Source organism: Cyanobium sp. ATX 6F1, assembly GCF_024346315.1.
In the GTDB taxonomy this organism is placed as follows: Bacteria; Cyanobacteriota; Cyanobacteriia; order PCC-6307; family Cyanobiaceae; genus ATX-6F1.
The window spans coordinates 59,849-77,852 of the sequence record NZ_JAGQCS010000004.1 but is presented as its reverse complement, the minus strand read 5'-3'; the positions used below and the strand labels follow the sequence as shown (position 1 = coordinate 77,852).

Genomic DNA, 18,004 nt, shown 5'->3' with positions numbered 1-18,004 from the left:
TCTCGATGCCCGAAGGGATGCTCTCTGGACGCGTCAGCGTCTTGGTTGACGCCACCGTCGGCATTGATGTGGGCGGCGCCCGCAAGGGCTTCCATGCCGTGGCCCTCTGCGGTGGTGCCTATCACTCCCGCTTCACCAGCAGCGATGCAGCGGCCCTGGCCCATTGGTGCCGCTCGGTGGTGCGCGCCAGCGTGATCGCCATTGATGCCCCCTGCCGCTGGAGCGCGGATGGCCGCAGCCGCCTCGCCGAACGCGCGTTGATGGCCGAGCGGATCCCATGCTTCTCCAGCCCCAGCCGCCAGCGGGCCATCGAGCACCCAACGGACTACTTCGGCTGGATGCTGCGCGGCGAAGCGCTCTACCAAGCCCTGGAGCCCAGCCATCCCCTGCTCACCGCTTTGCCCACAGCCGAGCTGCCCGCAGGCGCCCTGCCAGCAGGAGAACAGCGCTGCTGCTTCGAAACCTTTCCCCACGCCATCACCTGGCACCTGCACCGGGCCCTCGGACTTCCCCCTCCCCAGGCGCGCCGCAAAGTCCAGGAGCGCTGGGCTCTGCTGCAACGGCTCGGCCTCGATTGCCGCGAGCTCACCAACATCGACTGGATCGATGCGGCCCTCTGTGCCGTCGCCGCCCAGCAGCTCGCGATGGGTGGCGCGTGCGTTGGCTACGGGGAGCCGCAGACGGGGTTGATCGTGGTGCCGAGGGGGCATGAACGGGCGCCATTCCCTACCTTGAACCCAGGACAGGTGTCGACATCCGCTGGCAGCAACGCTTCGGCAACTTCCGCCAGGCACTGGCGCGTTTGAGGGAAGCGGTGGAGCTCTCCCAGCAGCGCAGCCTCAGTGACCTGGAACGGCAGGGGTTGATCAAGGCCTTCGAGTTCACCCATGAACTCAGCTGGAAAACCCTCAAGGATTTCCTGGTCTCCCGCGGTGTGTCCGACCTCTTCGGTTCCCGCGACACCACCCGTGAAGCCTTTGCCCAGGGGTTGATCAACGATGGCGAGATCTGGATGGAGATGATCCGCCATCGCAACCTCAGCGCCCACACCTACGACGAAGCGACGGTGCTGAAATCACTCCTCCAGGCAGAGGAGGCCCGGCCATGACCTCCCAGGCTTCCGCCACCCGCTACGGATTGCCCATCGCCGCCGTGGCCAGGATCCAGGCCACCCTCGCCGCCTTTCCGGCCATCGAGCAGGCCACCCTCTATGGCTCAAGGGCCCTCGGGCGCCACCGTCCCGGCTCCGACATCGACCTCACCCTCTCCGGCGTCGACCTCGATCACCGCACCCTTGCCCGCCTCGATGTCGCCCTCGACGATCTGCTGCTGCCCTGGCGCTTCGACCTCTCGCTCCTGGCCGCGCTCCAGTCCCCCGAGCTGATCGATCACATCCAGCGAGCGGGGGTGGTGTTCTACCGGCGTGGGGATCGGCCCTGAGCAGAAAGCAGGGCCTCGATCAAAATGCCTCTTTCGTTGTCGGGATGGACATTTCCGTGACCAAGCTCCTCGCCCACTATCTGGAGTTTATCCGGTGCGGCAAATCAGTGGCATGCCAGACGCCACCCTCCATGGGTGCCGCCACTAACCCCTCTCCCTGGGCGGCCTTGCGCGGATCCGGTGTGCTCCACGCCGAGCCCGAAGACTCCGTGCTGGAGGCCCATGCCTTCGATGCCTTGCGGTGATTCGCATCTGGCAAGGGTCCAGCTGACAACCATGGGCCGGCAACGCTGACAACCACCACCATGCCCAGTTCTGGTTCAGACTTCTCCCCATGACCGCCTCGGCCCGCCCCTCCAGCTATCACTACGTGGTGGATGAGCCGCTGCTGGGCACCATCGCGGCCGAGATCCAGGCGGCGATCCCCGGCGCCGAGGTGCGCCTGTTCGGCTCCCGCGCCCGTGGCACCGAACGGCCCGACTCCGACATCGACCTGCTGGTGACGGTGCCTGACGACTGGCTGGCCACGCACTCGCGCTTCGAAGAGACGGATGCCCTGGGCTGGAAGCTGGCCCATCACCGCCTGCCGATCGAGCTGTTGCTCTACTCCGCCAGTGAGGTGGAGGAGCGGCGTCATGGTCGTCAGAATGTGATTGCCGAGGCCTTCCGCTACGGACGGCGGCTGGACCCAGAGGAGTCTCCGCATGGCGCCAGCTGAGACGTCGGCCGCTTTTCTGCGCATCGCCCACCGCGATCTGCGTGCCGCCATGGCCATGGCGGACTCCTCCGTCTTCGAGGAGGACACCTGGGGGTTCTATCTCCAACAGGCCACAGAAAAATCCCTCAAAGCCTGGCTGTTGGTTCTGGCTCCAGAACAACCACCCTTCACGCACAATCTCCGGCTGCTGTTCCAGATGCTGCGGGATCAAGGTGTTGCGATCGAGCCCTTCATGGCTCTCAGCCGGTTCACTCTCTTTGCCGTCCTGCGCCGCTACGACGAAGAACCGGAGTTGGAAAACCTCGATCGCGTCGCCTGGAACCAACGATGTGCTGAGCTGCTCGCCCACGTGGATGCCCTGATCGCATGAACGAGGCCGAAACCCGCGCCGAGCTGATTGATCCGCTGCTCACGGCGGCCGGCTGGGGCGTGGTGGAGGGCAGCCGCATCCGCCGCGAATACTCGATCACCCCGGGCCGGATCGAGGGCGGCGGCCGCCGCGGTAAGCCACTGATCGCCGACTACGTGCTCACCTACCGCAACACCCAGCTGGCGGTGGTGGAGGCCAAGGCCGACAGCCTGCCACTCAGCGAGGGGGTGGGCCAGGCCAAGGATTACGCCACCAAACTGCAGATCCGCTTCACCTACGCCAGCAATGGCAAGGGCGTCTACGCCATCGATCGGGCCACGGGCGAGGAGGCGGAGCTCGACGCTTTCCACAGCCCCCAGGAGCTATGGGACCGCACCTTTGCCGAAGAGAACGCCTGGCGTGATCGCTTCGCCGCCATCCCTTACCCAGACAAGGGCGGCAGCTGGCAGATCCGCTTCTATCAGGACATCGCCGTGACCCGCGTGCTTGAGGCCATCGCCTCCGGCAGCAGCCGCATCCTGCTGACGCTGGCCACCGGCACCGGCAAAACTTCGATCGCGTTTCAGATCATCTGGAAGCTGTTTGCGGCCCGCTGGAACCTCTCGGGCCAACCCAGCCGCCGGCCCCGCCTCCTGTTTCTGGCCGATCGCAACAACCTCGCCGATCAGGCCTTCAACGACTTCACCGCCTTCGCCGACTTCGAAGAGGGCGCCCTGGCCCGCCTGGAGCCGGATGCCCTGCGCAAGAAAGGCCGGGTGCCCACCAACGCCAGCGTGTTCCTCACCATCTTCCAGACCTTCATGAGCGGGCCGCTGCGCGACGGCAAGCGCTCCCCCTGGTTCGGCCAGTACCCGCCGGATTTCTTCGACTTCATCGTGATCGATGAATGCCACCGCGGCGGCGCCAACAACGAATCCACCTGGCGCGGCATCCTCGAATACTTCGCCCCCGCCGTGCAACTCGGGCTCACCGCCACCCCGCGCCGCAAGGACAACACCGACACCTACGCCTACTTCGGCGAACCGGTGTTCACCTATTCCCTCAAGGAGGGCATCAACGACGGCTTCCTCACCCCCTTTCGGGTCAAGCAGGTCACCACCACCCTCGATGAGTACGTCTACACCCCCGATGACACGGTGGTGGAAGGGGAGATCGAAGCCGGCAAGCTCTACAAGGAAGCCGACTTCAACAGGATCATCGAGATCAAACAGCGCGAGCAGCAGCGGGTCGAGATCTTCATGGCTCAGATCGATCAGCGCCAGAAAACCCTGGTGTTCTGCGCCACCCAGGACCACGCCCTGGCGATCCGTGATCTGATCAACCAGCTCAAGGCCAGCCCCGATCCCAACTACTGCCAGCGCGTGACGGCGAACGACGGCGAACTGGGCAACCAGGCCCTTCGCGCCTTCCAGGACAACGAGAAGACCATCCCCACCATCCTCACCACCTCCCAGAAGCTCTCCACCGGCGTGGACGCCCGCAATGTGCGCAACATCGTGCTGCTGCGGCCGGTGAACTCGATGATCGAGTTCAAGCAGATCATCGGCCGTGGCACCCGCCTGTTTGACGGCAAGGAGTACTTCACGATCTACGACTTCGTGAAGGCGCACCATCACTTCAGTGATCCGGAGTGGGACGGTGAACCCACGGAGCCGGAAGAGGTTGTGCCTCGGGCACCGGAGCAGCGCATCGATCCCCCTGACCCCAAGGATCCAGGCGACGAGGATGACACCAGCGGCCAGCCCAGCCGCACCAGAGCCCGGATCAAGTTGGGTGACGGCAAGGAACGCTCCATCCAGCACATGACGGTGACCAGCTTCTGGCACCCCGATGGCAGGCCGATGAGTTCTCAGCAGTTCCTGGAACTGCTCTATGGCCAGTTGCCGGAGTTCGTGAAGGATGAAGCCGAGCTGCGAGCGCTCTGGAGTGCACCAGACACCCGCAGCAAGTTGCTCCAAGGCCTCGCGGAGAAGGGTTTCGGTGCAGCGCAGCTGGCCGAGATGCAGTCGATTATTGATGCAGGCAACAGCGATCTGTTTGATGTGCTGGCCCATGTGGCCTATGCCCTGCAGCCCATCCCCCGCGAGGCGCGCGCCCAGCAGGCCCGTCTGTACATCCATTCCAGATTCACCAGCAAGCAACAGCTCTTCCTGGATTTCGTGCTCCAGCACTACGTGACGATGGGCGTGCAGGAGCTCGCTCAAGAGAAACTCACGCCGTTGCTCTGCCTTCGCTACCAGAACTCCATTGCCGATGCCGTGGCCGATCTGGGCAGGCCCGAAGACATCGGTCAGCTCTTTTCAGGCTTCCAGAGATATCTTTATGAAGCCACCGCCCGATGAGGGCGGCTTCGCTAAATCCCGGCAGCGCGAACAGATCGTGGCTCAGAGCCTGATGCTCCTGACTCGCCATCGCAGACTTGCTGGAACACCCACCAGCTCCGAGCGGGCAGGTGATCGGAGACGTTGGGCGGGCTCTACCAAGCGTGAGATCCCAAGGCTACGGTGGGCTTCTCATTCAGCCCATGGTGATGACGGTGGTCAAACAAAGACAGGCGTTGGTGTCGTGCTTTGTATGCGGGTCGCTCCCTCTGATGGCGCTCGCCGGCTACGGCAAACCCGCCGTCCCCGTTGCTCAAGCAGCGAAGATGGATGCGGTCGCCGGTCTGCCGGTGCCCGGCATCGCGGAAGTCAAGACCATCGCACAGGAGGGTTTCATCTACGGTCTGCCAATCGTGATGAATTATGCGGTGATGAACGAGTACATCTTGAACAAGAATTCTGGCCAGTGGAAGGCGCCCTTCAACCAGATTTTCAACGAGGCTCGCGTCTTCACCTACCAGGATACGGCGATCCCGACGCCGAACAGTGACACGCCTTATTCGCTTCTCTGGATGGACCTTCGCGCCGAGCCGCAAGTGGTGTCAGTCCCGTTGGTGGAGAACAAGCGTTACTACTCGGTGCAATTGATTGACGGCAACACCTTCAATTACGGCTATATCGGCAGCCGCGCCACTGGCCATGAAGCCGGCGACTACCTGATCGTCGGCCCCCGTTGGAAGGGTGAACAACCGCCGGGCATCAAGCAGGTGTTCCGCTCGGGCACCGACTTCTCGCTGGCGATTTTCCGGACCCAGCTTTTCGACCCCAAGGACCTGCCCAACGTTGAGAAAGTGCAGGCGGGCTACAGGACACAGCCGCTGTCGGCTTACCTCAAGCAGCCGCCCCCGCCAGCCGCACCTCCGATCAATTTTCCGAAGATCGACAAGGAGCTGGTGAAGACTAACTTCTTCGACTACCTGGCCTTCGCGCTGCAGTTTGCGCCGCCTGGTCCTGAGGAAATAGCCATCCGCGCCAAGCTCGCCAGCATCGGCATCGGCCCGGGCAAGATGTTCAGCATCAAGGATCTGCCGCCTGAGCGCCAGGCCGCCATCGTGCTTGCGATTAAGGAAGGCGGCGCCAGGATCGAAAGCTACCTGGAAGCCGGACAGAAGAACATCAATGGCTGGAAGGTCGGCTCGTTGTTTGGCAACCGAGAGTTTTATAACGGCGACTGGCTGAAGCGAGCCGCTGGCGCCAAAGGCGGAATCTTCGGCAACGATGCCGTTGAAGCCATGTATCCGTTGACCAAGACGCTCGCCAGCGGCGAGAGACTCGACGGAGCCAAGCACAAATACAAGCTGACTTTCCCCAAGGATCAGCTCCCTCCTGTCAACGCCTTCTGGTCGATGACCATGTACAACGGCACGACGCAGCTCCTGATCAAAAACCCGATCAACCGCTACCTGATCAACTCGCCGATGCTGCCCCAGCTGAAGAAGAACGCCGACGGGTCGCTCACCCTCTACATCCAGAAGGATTCGCCTGGCAAAGGTAAGGAAGCCAACTGGCTGCCCGCGCCTGATGGCCCGATCTACATGGTGATGCGCCTGTACTGGCCGAAGGCCACCCCACCGTCGATCCTGCCCCCCGGCACAGGCAGTTGGAAGCCGCCGGCGGTGATGCAGGCGCAATGATCGGATTCATCAATCTCGGTCTCTGATCAGCGCTCATGGCCATTCGCTCTCTCGATTCACCCTCAACCAACCCATCGAACGTTTCGATCATGAAGTTGATTCTTTACGTCTTGCCTACCTTCTTCACCGCTGCCGCGCTGGTCGCTTCGGTGGGCTGGCACCCCACGGCACAAGCCCAAGCCAAACCGGCAGCCGGACCGATCGTCAAACTGACGGATCCCTGCCCGATCAAGGCTGAGAACTGGCGCGGCAAGGCCTTCTACGAGATTCTGTTCATGTTCCGCCAGCCCAACGGTGGCGGGATCGGCAACTACTTCAACTCTCTCAGCAACGCCCTTCCAGCGCCCAACGACGAGATGGACGCGCGCTTCCGAGCTCTGAATACGGAGACCTTGAAGAAGACGTTCGGGGGCGACGGGATCTTCTTCAATGGCCCACGGCGTTTCGTGGCGAATAGCCTAACGGCGATGTCCTGGGATGGCTGCAAGCAGAGAGTGATCGGCACGATCCCCTTGAACGTGGACGGCACCTTCGAAGTCCCGAGTTTCGACAAGTTCGTTTCCGGACCGCCCGTGGCCTACAAGCCGTTGGTCTCCAAACGTGACAGTCGCATGATCTTCAATGCGGGCGAAACGGTATATGAACTGATCACTCCCGAGGGCGCCGTTTACACCATGTTCAGCCTGTCCCTGAAAGCGGACCCCAAGAACACCATCGATAACCTGCCAACCCTGGGCCAGCGCCTGACCTTGCCGAAGGGATGGCAGTTCAGATCACGCCAACTGGACAAGGAGATGGTTCTGACGGCCGCCGCCGACTCCAACCCACCCAACACCGTCGTTCTCGACCAGTTCGAAGGCAACTACCAGTACAACGCTGGCGCCAAGTAGCCGCCCATGAGCCGCCTGGCTAAGGCAGTTCGCACCTGCCTTCTTGAATCCCGGTGAGATCAACCTGGGCCAATCAAAACGCCGCCTAAGAGGGCCTCTTCATCCGTAGAAGTGCCCTCTGAGCTCTCTGCCCATGGCGAGAGGGCTTCTTCTTGAGAGCTGATCGGCGCCGTTGGGCCGCGATGACAAGGCGCCGGACTGGCGTCTTCCTGTCGCACCTGCTCGCCGGCGCGCTGGGTCGGATGGAGGCCAGGCTCCCATCCCTGAGGTCGCGTCAGCCCTCTGGCTCGCAGGCCCCGCACCAGACATTGCCGTCGTCGGCGGAGCATGAGCATTCGACATAACTTGCAGCGATGGAACTCCACCACCCGCAACACCCAACCCGCCTGAACCGAAAACCCTTGAGCGCCACGGAGTTCCCAACAGCCCCATAGCAAGCCCAGATCAACCTCGCATCATCGCCTTACCCTTACCTACGTCTTTCCAGTGCACCGCAGAAACACGATGGTGGCAAAAAACACGATCTGCCTGTGGTACGACGGCGCAGCGCTCGAGGCGGCCACGTTCTACACCTCAACGTTCCCGGATAGCGAGCTGGGTGCCATATTTCATGCCCCGAGTGATTACCCCTCCGGGAAGCAGGGCGATGTGCTGACGGTGTTGTTCACGGTCTGCGAAATCCCCTGCCTGGGCCTCAATGGGGGCCCCGCCTTCCGCCCCAGCGAAGCCTTTTCCTTCCAGATCGCCACCGACGACCAGGAAGAAACGGATCGTCTCTGGCACGCCATCACGGCGAACGGAGGCCAGGAGAGTTCCTGTGGCTGGTGCAAAGACCGCTGGGGAGTGTCGTGGCAGATCACCCCGCGGGTGCTCACAGCAGCCCTGGCGCATCCCGAACCCAAGGCCGCAAAGCGTGCCTTTGCGGCGATGATGGAGATGACGAAGATCGACATCGCCACGATCGAAGCCGCCCTTCAGGAATGACAGTTTCAGCGGCGCGGTGGTTGGGCCCGTCATCGAGAAGGGACCCTGATGGACAGCAATGACTGCCGATGGGTGGCAACGTCCGACGCGTGAATGAATCGCAAGCTGTACACGGTCTGCGCCTCACTTGCCGAGGCAGACTTGTACGCAGATCTCGCCTTCCTCTCGCGTCTCACAGGCGATCCGGCTGAATCCCCCCCTCCATGCCACGCCAGAACCTGCTCCATTCACTGAGATCCTCGTTTGAGGCCTCGATCGGCGATGTCGTCTTCGGGATGGAGGACGGCACCGTGTCGATCTTCGGCCTGGTGGCCGGGGTGGCACTCACAGCCAGCTCCGGCAAGAGCGTGCTGATCGCGGGTGCCTCCGGAGCCGTGGCCGCCGCCGTCTCGATGATGGCGGGGGTGTTCCTCGACCTGCAGTCAGAGCAGGACCAGGAGCGGGTGGACAGCCGCCGCCGCCTCAAGGCCGTGGGGGCCGATCCCACCGGCGAGATCGCCGCGCTGATGGGCCGCCTGGGCCGCACGGGCCTGCAGCCGGCCACCCTGGCGGCCATTGAGAGCGACCTGCAGCAGCGGCCGGCGACGCTGCCGGAACTGGAGCGCCGCGCCGCGGTGCCCTCTGCCTCCAGTCGCCAGCAGCCCTGGGCCCATGCACTGTGGATGCTCGTGTCGGATCTGTTCGCGGGGCTGACGCCGGTGATGGCCTTCGCCCTGTTGCCGCTGGAGCAGGCCCGGCCGGTGTCGCTGCTGATGACCCTGGTACTACTGGTGCTGCTGGGCTACGGCCGTGCCCGGATCGGCGAGCGCGCGGTGCTGCCCACGGTGCTGACCACGGTGTCGATCGCCGGTTGTGCCGCCCTGGCCGGGGTGGCGATCGGCCTGTGGCTGAACCGGATCGGTTGAGGCACGGGCCAGCCCGCTGATGGTCAATTCTGGAGCCGCATGACAACCACCATCCCCCTGTGGATCGCCTGCCTGGGGCTGGCGGCGCTGCCTGCGGGAATCGCGGCGCCCCGTGATCCCCTGGTCGTCCTCCGCAGCGGCAGCAGCTTCGGCCATTGCGTGGGCTACTGCGAGGAGGAACTGGAGCTGCTGGGAACCCGCGGGCGCTATGAGCGCCGGGCCTGGCGCACTCCGAACGGCACAACGCTGGCGCCGAAAATCCAGCTCACCAGCCTTCCCCCGCAGACCTGGCGGACGCTCGTTCGCCTGGCGGACAGCCTTCAACTCACGAAGCCCCAGGTCGTGATCGGCTGCCCCGATTGCGACGATGGCGGCTCGGAATGGATCGAACTGGTGCGCCAGAGCGGGGCCAAACGACGCATCGTGTTCCAGTACCACCGCTACCCCGCCCAGGCGGAGGCGTTGGGCCCCCAGCTCGCCGCCCTGCGGGAGTCGCTGGCGAAAGCCAGTGCCCAAGCTGATCGCTGAACGGGAGTGGGAGTTTTGCGCTGCGGGGGGTACAAGTTGTCTCAATCCGTTCAACCCACGACAGATCCCTGGCGCCATGGAAACCATCCCAGCTGAACCAGGCGTTCAACGGCAAGCTTTGAGCCCCGGCGAACCCGGCGGTAGCAAGATGGAGGGCCCGCTGGATCGGCCCATGAAAGAAATCAGCCTTCTGGAGGTGGTTCTGAGAGCCAGCGCAAAAGTGGCGGCGATCTCCGGCCTGGTGGCGCTCGTGATCTGGGTCACCTGGGTGATGCTCGACCTCAGGAACCTGCAATCAGGCTTCACCCTGCCCTGAGCCATGTCGCCTGGAGAACGACCAGGTTGAGCACGCCCGTGGGCTCTCTGGCCTGTGGTTGGTGTGATGGCAAGACAAGGCACAACAAACCTTGACCCGCCAAATGCCCACCCTCTGCCTGGTCCCCTTGGTCCTGCTGGGTTGGGCGATGTCATCAGCGATCGCGGTGGCTTGGGCCAAGGGGCCGCTTCGCCGGGCACAACGTGGTCGCCGATCTGCTCGGCCTGCCGCTGCCGCCGCACCCGAGCTGCCAACGGCACCGGCCGTGGAGCCATCGGCAACGGGCACGGCAACGGCCATGACAACGGAGAGCTAGTCGACGTCCTGTGGAACGGCTCCCGGCAGCGGCAGCCCCAGGAGAGCTGGCCCCCCCATGGCGGCTGGATTGGGTGGGGTTTCCGGTCCGATCAGATCCACCGCGGTGCGCTGCACCAGCAGCCGGAAGCGCATCGGGGCCTGTTGCTGATTGATGAACTCCTGCACCGCCGCCACCTGCTTGGGGGTGGGCAGATCGGGGTCGGTGACGCGGACCCGGGCGTCGATCTGGGGTGGATTCTTCTGCCAGTCGATGCTGATCCCCACCAGATCGATGGCCGGGTCACTGCCCAGGGTGATCGTGCTGCTCCGCAGCCGCTGCTCGATCAGGGCCTCCACCCGCTGCGCCGCCGCCTGCTGGCGGTAGCTGCCCACCAGCCGAAAAAAGCTGCTGCCCAGGGGAATCACGAGCAAGGCGGTGAGGCCCACGCTGATCAGGCCGAGCCGGCTGTGGAACAGCCTGGCCCGGTAGACGCGCTCGAGGGTGGCCAGCGCCGCCATGGCGCCCACCATGATCCCAAGCAGGTTGGTGGCGAACAGCAACAGCGCTCCGTAGGCCTCGGTCCTCTGGCCGGCTGAAAGCAAGAGCCCCACCACGCACATCGGCGGCACCAGCGCCACGGCGATCGCCAGGCCGGCCAGGGCGGAGATCGCCTCCTTACGCAACTTGGCGTACATCGCCACCGCTCCGGCCGCCAGGGCCACGCCCAGATCGAGCAGGTTCGGGCTCGTTCGGTTGATCACCTCCGTTCCGAAGCTGGGGAACGCCACCAGGGCTCCCAACCCCATCGAAAGCGCCACACAGATCACCACCCCGAGCATCAGGGTGCGGAACGCCCGCAGCAGCATCCCCACCCGCCCCCGCAGGATCTCGAAGGCCATCGCCTGCAGGGGCATGATCCACGGGGCCACCACCATGGCGCCGATCACCACACCCGGGCTGTTGGCCAGCAGACCCAGGGTGGCGATCAGGCTGGCGCCCACCGTGAGCACGACGAACACCTGGTTGAAGCTGGCCTCCCGCTCGAATTCCTTCGTCAGGGCCTCAAGCCGGCCCTCCTCCGCGGCGGCCACCATCCCAGCCATGGCGAGCACGGGCAAAGAAGCAAGTTATCGGCAGGGGCCGCCTACGCCGCTCCCAACCTGAAACGACCCTCAACCCGCCAGGGCCAGCCATGGCGCCAACCGCCGGGCCCCGGCCGCACCAGCGCCAGGGAATCGAAGCTGAGGCGCGCCGGCAGCTCCGGCGCCAGCTCCCGGGCCAGGGCCGCCCGGTCGATCGCAGCGCCGGGTTGCCCTTGCTCCGGCTCGGCGTAGAGCAGGCTCAGGTGGGGCCCCAGCGGCGGCCCGTCGCTGCCTGGGAAAGCCAAGCGAGCACGCTCCAGCAGCTCGGCGGCGGCTGGATCCGGCAGCAGCAGATAAAAGAACGTGAAAAAGTCATCGCACCAGGCGGGTCCCGCCGTGGCCAGCTCCAGGGGCGCCAGGCGGCTGGCCAGCGTGGCCGTGGCCTCCAGCCAAGGCTCCAAAGCCCCCGACCGATCGCCAGCACAGAGGGTCACATGGGGGGCAAAGGCCGGCGCCTCGTAACGCTCGGCCAGGCGCTCGATCAACGCCTGCAGAACTTGGGCCTGCTCCGGCGCCGGCAGCAGCCAGAGGGCATAGGGCCCGGCGGCTTCAGCCACAACAGGCTGGCGCGGGAGCAGGATCCGCTTCAGCCGCCGCGGCTGCGGCCAGAAATTGGCCCCGGTGGCGGGAGCGATCGCCGTGCAGCTCGAAGTGGGGGGCAAGGCGGCTCTCGCTGAGCATCCGCGCCGTGTTGCCATCCACCGGCTGGGCCACCCCGCGCGCAAAGCCCAGCTCCTGATCGAAGCTGAACGTCTCGGGACGGTCGGTCACCGTGCCGAGATAGGTCGCCGTCTGGCCGTAATCCTCTCGGGTTTCCTCCAGATCATCGAGCGCGAACAGCCGGTAGGTGGCCGAGCGGAAGCGCAGCTCCCCCAGCTTCACCGCCAGCTCCGGATCGGTGACGGCCAGGGGCCGCTGCTCCACCAGACGCGGATCGGCGAAACCCGCCTGGCGCGCCAGCCGCACGAAATCGGGGCCATAGAGCGCCCCACTCAGGCATTCGCCGTAGAGCACCGGATCGCCCTGCAGCTCGATCGGCACCCGCCGGTCGGCGTAGACATCAGCGAAGTACAGCTCACCCCCGGGTTTCAGCAACCGCCGCACACCCCGCAGCACGGCCAGCTTGTCGGTGCTGAGGTTGACCACGCAGTTGGAGACCACCACATCGAAGCTGGCGGGCTCCAGGGGCAAGGCCTCGAGCTGCTCGATCAGGCCCGAAAGGAAGCGCACGTTGGCGTAGCCGAAGGCCTCGGCCTGGAAGGCGCGGTGGGCTTCGGCCACCGCCAGCTGCTCGGGGGTCATGTCGACGCCGATCACCTCGCCCGTGGCTCCCACCAGCTGGGCGAGCAGGTACACATCCCGGCCGCTGCCGCAGCCCAGATCCAGCAGCCGCGTGCCTTCCAGCACCGGCGGCGCCACCAGGCCGCAGCCGTAGTAGCGCTCCAGCACTTCGGGGTGGAGGCCTGCCAACAGGGGCTTCAGCGACTCGGGCAGGGCGCTGGCGTCGCAGCAGGCATCCGTGCGCAGGTCAGCCGTGCCCGCCAGGGTGCTGCCGTAGTACTCCTGAACGGCGCTATGCACGGGGGGCAGGGGGAAAGGAACAGCCAGTCTGGCGCCGGGGGAGTACAACGACTGCATCCCCGGATCCAGCTCTGGTGGGCTTCAGCGAGGTGATCCCCGGGGCCCTGGCCCTCGATCCGGCCAGCTTCCGCGCCATGCGGGAGCTGCCGGGGCTGGGGCTGCCGCTGGTGCTGGCGGCGGGGCTGAGCCGGGAGATCGCCCAGGGCTTCATCCTGTTCATCAACCGGGTCACGCCCCTGCGTTTCCTGCTCACGCTGCTGGTGCAGACGCTGCTGTTCGCCTTCGGGTTCCTGGTCTGGGCCTTGAGCACGGCGTTGGTGGCGCAGCTGGTGTTCCGCAACCCCGTGCCCCTGGCCCTGGTGGTGCGCGCCCTCGCCCTGGCCTACGCCCCCCAGCTGCTGAGCTTCCTGGGGGTGCTGCCCTACCTGGGGGTGCCGCTGCTGTCGCTGCTCTCGCTCTGGACCGCGATCGCCTTCGTGGTCGGTCTGCACGCGGTCACGGGTCTGGGGTCCTGGAGCGCCTTCGCCTGTCTGATCGGCGGCTGGTTGCTGAGCCAGCTGCTGGAACGCACCGCCGGTCAGCCCGTGATCGCCCTGGGCCAGCAACTTCTGGATCGGGCCGCCGGTGTGGCTGTGGTCAGCGACCGGCCGCAATTGCAGGCCCTGCTGCGCTCGGGGCGGCGATGAAGCTGCCCCCCTTCTCCCGCCGCTGGTGGCTGCTGGTCGCCCTGGCCCTGGTGCTGCTGCCGGGCGCCGGCCTGGCCCTGGCACCGCTCTATGCGCTGCTGCATCGCACGTTCGGCGTCGCGATCGAGCTGGTCACGATCGGGGCGCTGCTGTTCCTGATCGCCGCCTTGCTCGCTCCGCTCGAAGCCCTGGGCTGGTGGGCGGGCTGGTATGGCGGAGGTGTGGAGGGCCACCCGGCGACGGGGGTGCTGGCCACACCGCGGCGCGGCGAACAGCCCCTGGCGCGCATGGTCGTCTACCTCGATGGCATCGGCCAGGCCTCCGCCGAGGCCCTGCCCGAAGGCGAAGACTTCCTGCGCCGCCTCGCCCAGCGGTTGCCGGATGACACGCCGATCGTGCGCGGAATCATGCCCTACTCGGTGGTCAACGTGCCGCTGACCGAAATGGGCTGGCTGGCGGTGTTCTGGCGTTGGGTGGATCGCCTGCGCCTCAAGAACCCCCGCAGCCTGCTGGGGCTGATCATCAACCTGCGCAACGTCACCGTGGTGGCGGTCTCCGCCGACGAGCGCTACGGGCCGATCTACAACCAGGGCATTGCCCAGGTGATCGTCGACAGCCTGGTGGCCAACGGCTACCCCCTCGGCACGGGCCTGCCGATCACCCTGCTGGGCTTCAGCGGCGGCGGCCAGATTTCCCTGGGGGCCTTGCCCTACCTGCGCCGCGCCCTGGAGGCCCCGATCGAGGTGATCTCCCTGGGGGGCGTGTTCGCCGGCGGCAACCCCTTTCTCCAGGTCCAGCACCTCTACCACCTGGTGGGGGATCGCGATCGCGTCGAGCGCTTCGGGCGGATCGTCTTCCCCCGGCGCTGGCCCCTGGTGGCGCTCTCCTACTGGAACCGGGCCAGGCGGCGGGGCAAGGTGAGCCTGATCCCCCTGGGCCCCGTGGGCCATGAGCTCCCCGGCGGCATCCTCGATGGCGAAGCGCTGCTCCCCGATGGCCGCAGCCCTCTTCAGCAGACCTTGGATCTGGTGGCCGCGATCCTGGGCGAGCGGCCGGTGGTGCCGCCCCTGGCGCTCCCGGAGGGCAGCAGCTACGGCCTGGCCCGGGCCAACCGCTGGCACCAGCTCGATCGGGCCCGTGACACCGGGCAGCTGGAGCCCACCCCCGGCCCCTTCCGGCCCCTGGACCGCTGGCTCGGCCGCCTGATCCTGCCTTCCCCTGAGCAGCGCGACGGCAGCGTGGACTTCGAGGTGTTCCGAGCGCCGGCCGAGGCGGCGGACCTGGTGGGCCGCACCCTGCGCCTGCACTGGGACGACCCCCACCTGGCCGCGATCGTGTTCGATGTGCACTTCAGCGAGGAGGCGCGCCACAGCCTCCGCCAGGGTGGGGTGCACCCGGTGCGTCTGGAGGGCTGGCGCCAGGTGACGCCGCTGGAATCCCTGGCCGGGGCGCGTCCCTATGACGACCAGTTCGTGGCCCTGCCGGAGCCGGTGCGGATCGAGACGACCGGCGCTGTGCCAGAGTTGCAGATCGTCGCCGAGCCGCGCCAGACCAGCGGGATGGCCCTGGTGCAGTTCCAGAAACCCCTGGGCGGCGACCTCTGGCAAGCCGTGGCCTTCGACCCCCTGCGGCGCAGCTTCAGTGGCGCCGCCCTGGAGCTGCGTTTGCCGGAGCCCATCGCCAACAGCGAAGGCCTGCGGCCCTCCACCAGCACCGACCTGAACCAACTGCCGCCGAACCGCGAGGGCTGGTATGTCGCCGGGGTGAGCGATGGCGAGGGCCGGCTGGTGGTGCAGTCGATGGCGCCGCGGGCGCTGCTGCGCCTGGCGCCGGAGCGGGTGATCAGCGGCCGGCGCGCCGCCTGGCGCTACCTCAAACGTGAGGCCTGGGCCGACACCTCCGCCGGCAGCCTCAGCTCGGTGCTGGTGAGCGGCCGCCGGGCGAATCCCCAGGCCCTGCTCGCCGACTGGCGGATCGGCGATCGCCTGCTGGTGCTGCACGTCTACGGCGGCATCGGCGGCCAGCGGCGGGAGGCGGCTGCGGCCTCGGGCCTCATCTTCGGCCACTTCGCCTACGGCACCGCCGAGGTGGTGCTCGAACCACTCGCCGCCGAGCCGTCCCTGGCGATCGACTACCACCAGGTGTATGCCCACAACGGCGATGGCGTGATCGCCGGCGCCCACAGCTGGTGGCGCTACATGGGCGATCGACAGGCGGGCTGGCTCGGCACCCGCCCCGTGGCCGACATCCTGATCCGCTTCCCGCCTTTCACCGCCCCCTACCAGGTGGGGGACGAGCTGCGCTCCCCCCTGGCCCTGTTCGAGTGCCAGTTGGCGGCGATGACCGCCCGCTACCGGGTGGGGGATGGCACCGGCGCCACCTTCGTCGGTCCAGCCAACAACTGCGCCCAGGACTCCAACCAGGCCCTGTTCGGCGCCATCCGGCTGCTGCTGGAGCAGATCCAGGCCGTGGATCCCACCCTGCGCCGGGAGTGGGAGCGCGAGAACCCCGAGCCGGCCCAGCGGCTGGCGCAGTTGCTGCGGCTGGAGCGCGCCCTGAGGCGGGAGCTGCATCCCCTGGGGCGCACCCGCGCCGACTGGCGCCAGAACGCCTACCTGCTGGGGAGCAGCCTGGAGGATCGGCCCCTGGCCAACCTGGCCCGGGGATTGAGCAGCTGGCGGACGATGCTGCCGCGGCTCGCCTCCGACACGGTGATCAAGGTGTTCCTCGAGCATGGGGCCTCGGCCCTGGTGTTGCGCACCAACCAGGTGGGGGGCCGGCGGCCGGAGATCGAGCCCCTGGCGCCCCTGACCCTATGAAAAAAAGCGCGTCACCTGGGCGGTGCGGAAATGCTCCAGCCGCTCGGCCCAGGAGCCTTTCATGTACTCATCCAGGAAGGTGCCGGGGGCCAGCAGGCCCTCGCTGAACACCATGCCCACCAAGGTGGTGGTGGGCGAGGGCGTCGTGGCCCAGCAGACCTGCACCGGCAGGGACAGCTCATCGAGGCTGTTCGGCAGTCGCACCATCAACACACCCAGGCTGTTCTCGTCCACCACCGCCGTGCGGGACAGATAAAGGCAGGCTCCGGCGGAGCTGATGTCCCAGAGGCGGCCGGGGAGCAACTCGTCCGCGGGGCCGCGGAACTCGGCGATCACAGGTGCCAGGTTGGAGGGCAAGGGAAAGCGCGTGTGCCTTCGCTCCGGTAACCCCGCCACCCCTGAAGCACTCATCTCTGTGGTCCCTGCTGGGGACACGACTGTTCAGGGCCAGAGTTTAAGCGGAGTTTTCAACAGCAACGGACGCATCGATCACCATCCCCCGGCGGCGTTGCAGCGGTGCCTTGAGCCTGGTCAGGCTTCAGTGGCTGCCAGGTGTCAGACCGACGATGTTGTTGAGCTGAATGCCTAGATAGACGGCTTCTTGATTGAGGGCCCGTTTCAGCTCGATGTTGCCGGCGGCGGCGGCGGCGGCGTAACGGACGAGCAATGAGTCCCGAAGGGCCTGGTCTCGGGCTGGACTGGTGGTGACGTGGGCCATTGGGAAGGGTTGGGCTGAGCAGCGGAACATCGCACCGCAGTTCAACCATAAGCATGCGCCGGACCCGATCAAGCCCCATCTGTCTGTAGCTGATTACACCAAGTTGTGTCATGAATCACCGCCCAGGCCCGCTTCCCCCGCAGACCTGCTTTGATCCGGCGCCCAGGCAGGCCAGGCCTGTGGTGGGCTTGATCCCTCGGGCCCGGGGGTGCGGTGGTTCGGCGCCGGCCCGGAACTGCGGAGGGCGGGACGGTCCTCAGCGCCGTTACAACCTGTTACAATTCTCGCAACACTTCGTTGCAGCCATGGCTGATTCCACCCCCCGCTTCGGTTTCGTTGCCTTCGCCGAAACCTGGAATGGCCGTCTGGCCATGCTCGGCTTTGTGATCGGCCTGGGCACCGAGCTGCTCACCGGTCAAGGCATCCTCTCCCAGATCGGTCTCGGTTGAACCCCATGTCCACCGATTACACCTCAGCCATCACCGGCCTGATCACGGTTGTGCTGTTGCTCACGGGCATGGTCACGTTTGTTGTCTCCCGTCCCACTGATCTCCCCTCCAGCTCCCGCTGACTCCAGCGCTTGCTGTCTGAACA

The 18,004-nt window shown here is 66.1% G+C and carries 20 protein-coding genes; 15 read left to right on the top strand and 5 right to left on the bottom strand.

Annotation, left to right across the window (positions count from 1 at the left end; all coding sequences use genetic code 11):
- The first annotated feature begins 41 nt into the window (after positions 1-41).
- The 12 genes from KBZ13_RS07465 to KBZ13_RS07410 all read left to right on the top strand — a co-directional run bounded on the left by KBZ13_RS07465 (position 42) and on the right by KBZ13_RS07410 (position 10,166).
- Positions 42-806, top strand: a complete 765-nt coding sequence (locus tag KBZ13_RS07465) for a DUF429 domain-containing protein (RefSeq protein ID WP_255007900.1) — start codon at positions 42-44, stop codon at positions 804-806.
- A gap of 8 nt (positions 807-814) precedes the next feature.
- Positions 815-1,108 carry a nucleotidyltransferase substrate binding protein gene (locus KBZ13_RS07460; protein ID WP_255007898.1) on the top strand — a complete coding sequence of 98 codons (294 nt, stop codon included), beginning with the start codon at positions 815-817 and terminating at the stop codon, positions 1,106-1,108.
- Positions 1,105-1,440 carry a nucleotidyltransferase domain-containing protein gene (locus KBZ13_RS07455; protein ID WP_255007896.1) on the top strand — a complete coding sequence of 112 codons (336 nt, stop codon included), beginning with the start codon at positions 1,105-1,107 and terminating at the stop codon, positions 1,438-1,440. Before KBZ13_RS07460 ends, KBZ13_RS07455 begins: the two co-directional genes overlap by 4 nt.
- Before the next feature lie 334 nt (positions 1,441-1,774).
- The gene (locus KBZ13_RS07450; protein WP_255007895.1) at positions 1,775-2,158 is read left to right on the top strand and encodes a nucleotidyltransferase domain-containing protein; all 384 of its coding nucleotides are present in this window, start codon (positions 1,775-1,777) and stop codon (positions 2,156-2,158) included.
- The gene (locus KBZ13_RS07445; protein ID WP_255007893.1) at positions 2,145-2,528 is read left to right on the top strand and encodes a HEPN domain-containing protein; all 384 of its coding nucleotides are present in this window, start codon (positions 2,145-2,147) and stop codon (positions 2,526-2,528) included. Before KBZ13_RS07450 ends, KBZ13_RS07445 begins: the two co-directional genes overlap by 14 nt.
- The gene (hsdR, locus tag KBZ13_RS07440; protein WP_255007891.1) at positions 2,525-4,870 is read left to right on the top strand and encodes an EcoAI/FtnUII family type I restriction enzme subunit R; all 2,346 of its coding nucleotides are present in this window, start codon (positions 2,525-2,527) and stop codon (positions 4,868-4,870) included. The genes KBZ13_RS07445 and hsdR overlap by 4 nt, the downstream gene beginning before the upstream one ends.
- A 188-nt stretch (positions 4,871-5,058) precedes the next feature.
- Positions 5,059-6,543, top strand: coding sequence for a DUF1254 domain-containing protein (locus KBZ13_RS07435; RefSeq protein WP_255007889.1), 1,485 nt, complete (start codon positions 5,059-5,061; stop codon positions 6,541-6,543).
- A gap of 89 nt (positions 6,544-6,632) precedes the next feature.
- Complete coding sequence (locus KBZ13_RS07430; RefSeq protein WP_255007887.1) at positions 6,633-7,433, top strand: hypothetical protein; 801 nt, start codon at positions 6,633-6,635, stop codon at positions 7,431-7,433.
- A 504-nt stretch (positions 7,434-7,937) separates the two neighbouring features.
- Entirely contained in the window at positions 7,938-8,417 is a 480-nt protein-coding gene (locus tag KBZ13_RS07425) for a VOC family protein (protein ID WP_255007886.1), read from the top strand.
- Positions 8,418-8,620: 203 nt separating this feature from the next.
- The gene (locus tag KBZ13_RS07420; protein ID WP_255007884.1) at positions 8,621-9,322 is read left to right on the top strand and encodes a VIT1/CCC1 transporter family protein; all 702 of its coding nucleotides are present in this window, start codon (positions 8,621-8,623) and stop codon (positions 9,320-9,322) included.
- A gap of 39 nt (positions 9,323-9,361) precedes the next feature.
- Complete coding sequence (locus KBZ13_RS07415; RefSeq protein WP_255007883.1) at positions 9,362-9,850, top strand: hypothetical protein; 489 nt, start codon at positions 9,362-9,364, stop codon at positions 9,848-9,850.
- Between the two features lie 172 nt (positions 9,851-10,022).
- Complete coding sequence (locus KBZ13_RS07410) at positions 10,023-10,166, top strand: hypothetical protein (protein ID WP_255007881.1); 144 nt, start codon at positions 10,023-10,025, stop codon at positions 10,164-10,166.
- A 312-nt stretch (positions 10,167-10,478) separates the two neighbouring features.
- Here the strand turns inward: KBZ13_RS07410 and KBZ13_RS07405 are convergent, their stop codons facing one another.
- Genes KBZ13_RS07405 through KBZ13_RS07395 form a run of 3 tightly spaced genes read right to left on the bottom strand, consistent with a single transcriptional unit; the run spans position 10,479 to position 13,187 of the window.
- The gene (locus tag KBZ13_RS07405; protein ID WP_255007880.1) at positions 10,479-11,567 is read right to left on the bottom strand and encodes a DUF389 domain-containing protein; all 1,089 of its coding nucleotides are present in this window, start codon (positions 11,565-11,567) and stop codon (positions 10,479-10,481) included.
- Between the two features lie 41 nt (positions 11,568-11,608).
- Entirely contained in the window at positions 11,609-12,163 is a 555-nt protein-coding gene (locus KBZ13_RS07400) for a 2'-5' RNA ligase family protein (RefSeq protein ID WP_255007878.1), read from the bottom strand.
- Complete coding sequence (locus tag KBZ13_RS07395) at positions 12,156-13,187, bottom strand: methyltransferase domain-containing protein (protein WP_255007876.1); 1,032 nt, start codon at positions 13,185-13,187, stop codon at positions 12,156-12,158. The genes KBZ13_RS07400 and KBZ13_RS07395 overlap by 8 nt, the downstream gene beginning before the upstream one ends.
- Before the next feature lie 74 nt (positions 13,188-13,261).
- Between KBZ13_RS07395 and KBZ13_RS07390 the strand changes: the two genes are divergently transcribed.
- Positions 13,262-13,873 (top strand): hypothetical protein, encoded by a 612-nt coding sequence (locus KBZ13_RS07390; protein ID WP_255007874.1) that lies wholly within the window; start codon positions 13,262-13,264, stop codon positions 13,871-13,873.
- Complete coding sequence (locus KBZ13_RS07385) at positions 13,870-16,692, top strand: hypothetical protein (protein ID WP_255007872.1); 2,823 nt, start codon at positions 13,870-13,872, stop codon at positions 16,690-16,692. Before KBZ13_RS07390 ends, KBZ13_RS07385 begins: the two co-directional genes overlap by 4 nt.
- On the opposite strand, the gene KBZ13_RS07380 is transcribed toward KBZ13_RS07385, so the two are convergent.
- A complete protein-coding gene (locus KBZ13_RS07380; protein WP_255007870.1) occupies positions 16,687-17,103 on the bottom strand; it encodes a PilZ domain-containing protein in 417 nt (138 codons plus the stop codon). The two genes, KBZ13_RS07385 and KBZ13_RS07380, sit on opposite strands and share 6 nt — an antisense overlap.
- Before the next feature lie 127 nt (positions 17,104-17,230).
- The gene (locus KBZ13_RS07375; RefSeq protein WP_255007869.1) at positions 17,231-17,359 is read right to left on the bottom strand and encodes a hypothetical protein; all 129 of its coding nucleotides are present in this window, start codon (positions 17,357-17,359) and stop codon (positions 17,231-17,233) included.
- Positions 17,360-17,715: 356 nt separating this feature from the next.
- Between KBZ13_RS07375 and KBZ13_RS07370 the strand changes: the two genes are divergently transcribed.
- Positions 17,716-17,859, top strand: a complete 144-nt coding sequence (locus KBZ13_RS07370; RefSeq protein ID WP_255007867.1) for a chlorophyll a/b-binding protein — start codon at positions 17,716-17,718, stop codon at positions 17,857-17,859.
- Positions 17,860-18,004 lie beyond the last annotated feature (145 nt).

What these genes read in the sequence shown, in the direction of transcription:
- KBZ13_RS07385 (WP_255007872.1), top strand. Translation starts at nt 13,870, where the DNA reads ATGAAGCTGCCCCCCTTCTCCCGCCGCTGGTGGCTGCTGGTCGCCCTG.
- KBZ13_RS07405 (WP_255007880.1), bottom strand. Translation starts at nt 11,567, where the DNA reads ATGGCTGGGATGGTGGCCGCCGCGGAGGAGGGCCGGCTTGAGGCCCTG.
- KBZ13_RS07415 (WP_255007883.1), top strand. Translation starts at nt 9,362, where the DNA reads ATGACAACCACCATCCCCCTGTGGATCGCCTGCCTGGGGCTGGCGGCG.
- KBZ13_RS07455 (WP_255007896.1), top strand. Translation starts at nt 1,105, where the DNA reads ATGACCTCCCAGGCTTCCGCCACCCGCTACGGATTGCCCATCGCCGCC.
- KBZ13_RS07370 (WP_255007867.1), top strand. Translation starts at nt 17,716, where the DNA reads ATGGCTGATTCCACCCCCCGCTTCGGTTTCGTTGCCTTCGCCGAAACC.
- KBZ13_RS07430 (WP_255007887.1), top strand. Translation starts at nt 6,633, where the DNA reads ATGAAGTTGATTCTTTACGTCTTGCCTACCTTCTTCACCGCTGCCGCG.
- KBZ13_RS07445 (WP_255007893.1), top strand. Translation starts at nt 2,145, where the DNA reads ATGGCGCCAGCTGAGACGTCGGCCGCTTTTCTGCGCATCGCCCACCGC.
- KBZ13_RS07435 (WP_255007889.1), top strand. Translation starts at nt 5,059, where the DNA reads ATGACGGTGGTCAAACAAAGACAGGCGTTGGTGTCGTGCTTTGTATGC.
- KBZ13_RS07420 (WP_255007884.1), top strand. Translation starts at nt 8,621, where the DNA reads ATGCCACGCCAGAACCTGCTCCATTCACTGAGATCCTCGTTTGAGGCC.
- KBZ13_RS07425 (WP_255007886.1), top strand. Translation starts at nt 7,938, where the DNA reads ATGGTGGCAAAAAACACGATCTGCCTGTGGTACGACGGCGCAGCGCTC.
- KBZ13_RS07410 (WP_255007881.1), top strand. Translation starts at nt 10,023, where the DNA reads ATGAAAGAAATCAGCCTTCTGGAGGTGGTTCTGAGAGCCAGCGCAAAA.
- hsdR (WP_255007891.1), top strand. Translation starts at nt 2,525, where the DNA reads ATGAACGAGGCCGAAACCCGCGCCGAGCTGATTGATCCGCTGCTCACG.
- KBZ13_RS07450 (WP_255007895.1), top strand. Translation starts at nt 1,775, where the DNA reads ATGACCGCCTCGGCCCGCCCCTCCAGCTATCACTACGTGGTGGATGAG.
- KBZ13_RS07380 (WP_255007870.1), bottom strand. Translation starts at nt 17,103, where the DNA reads ATGAGTGCTTCAGGGGTGGCGGGGTTACCGGAGCGAAGGCACACGCGC.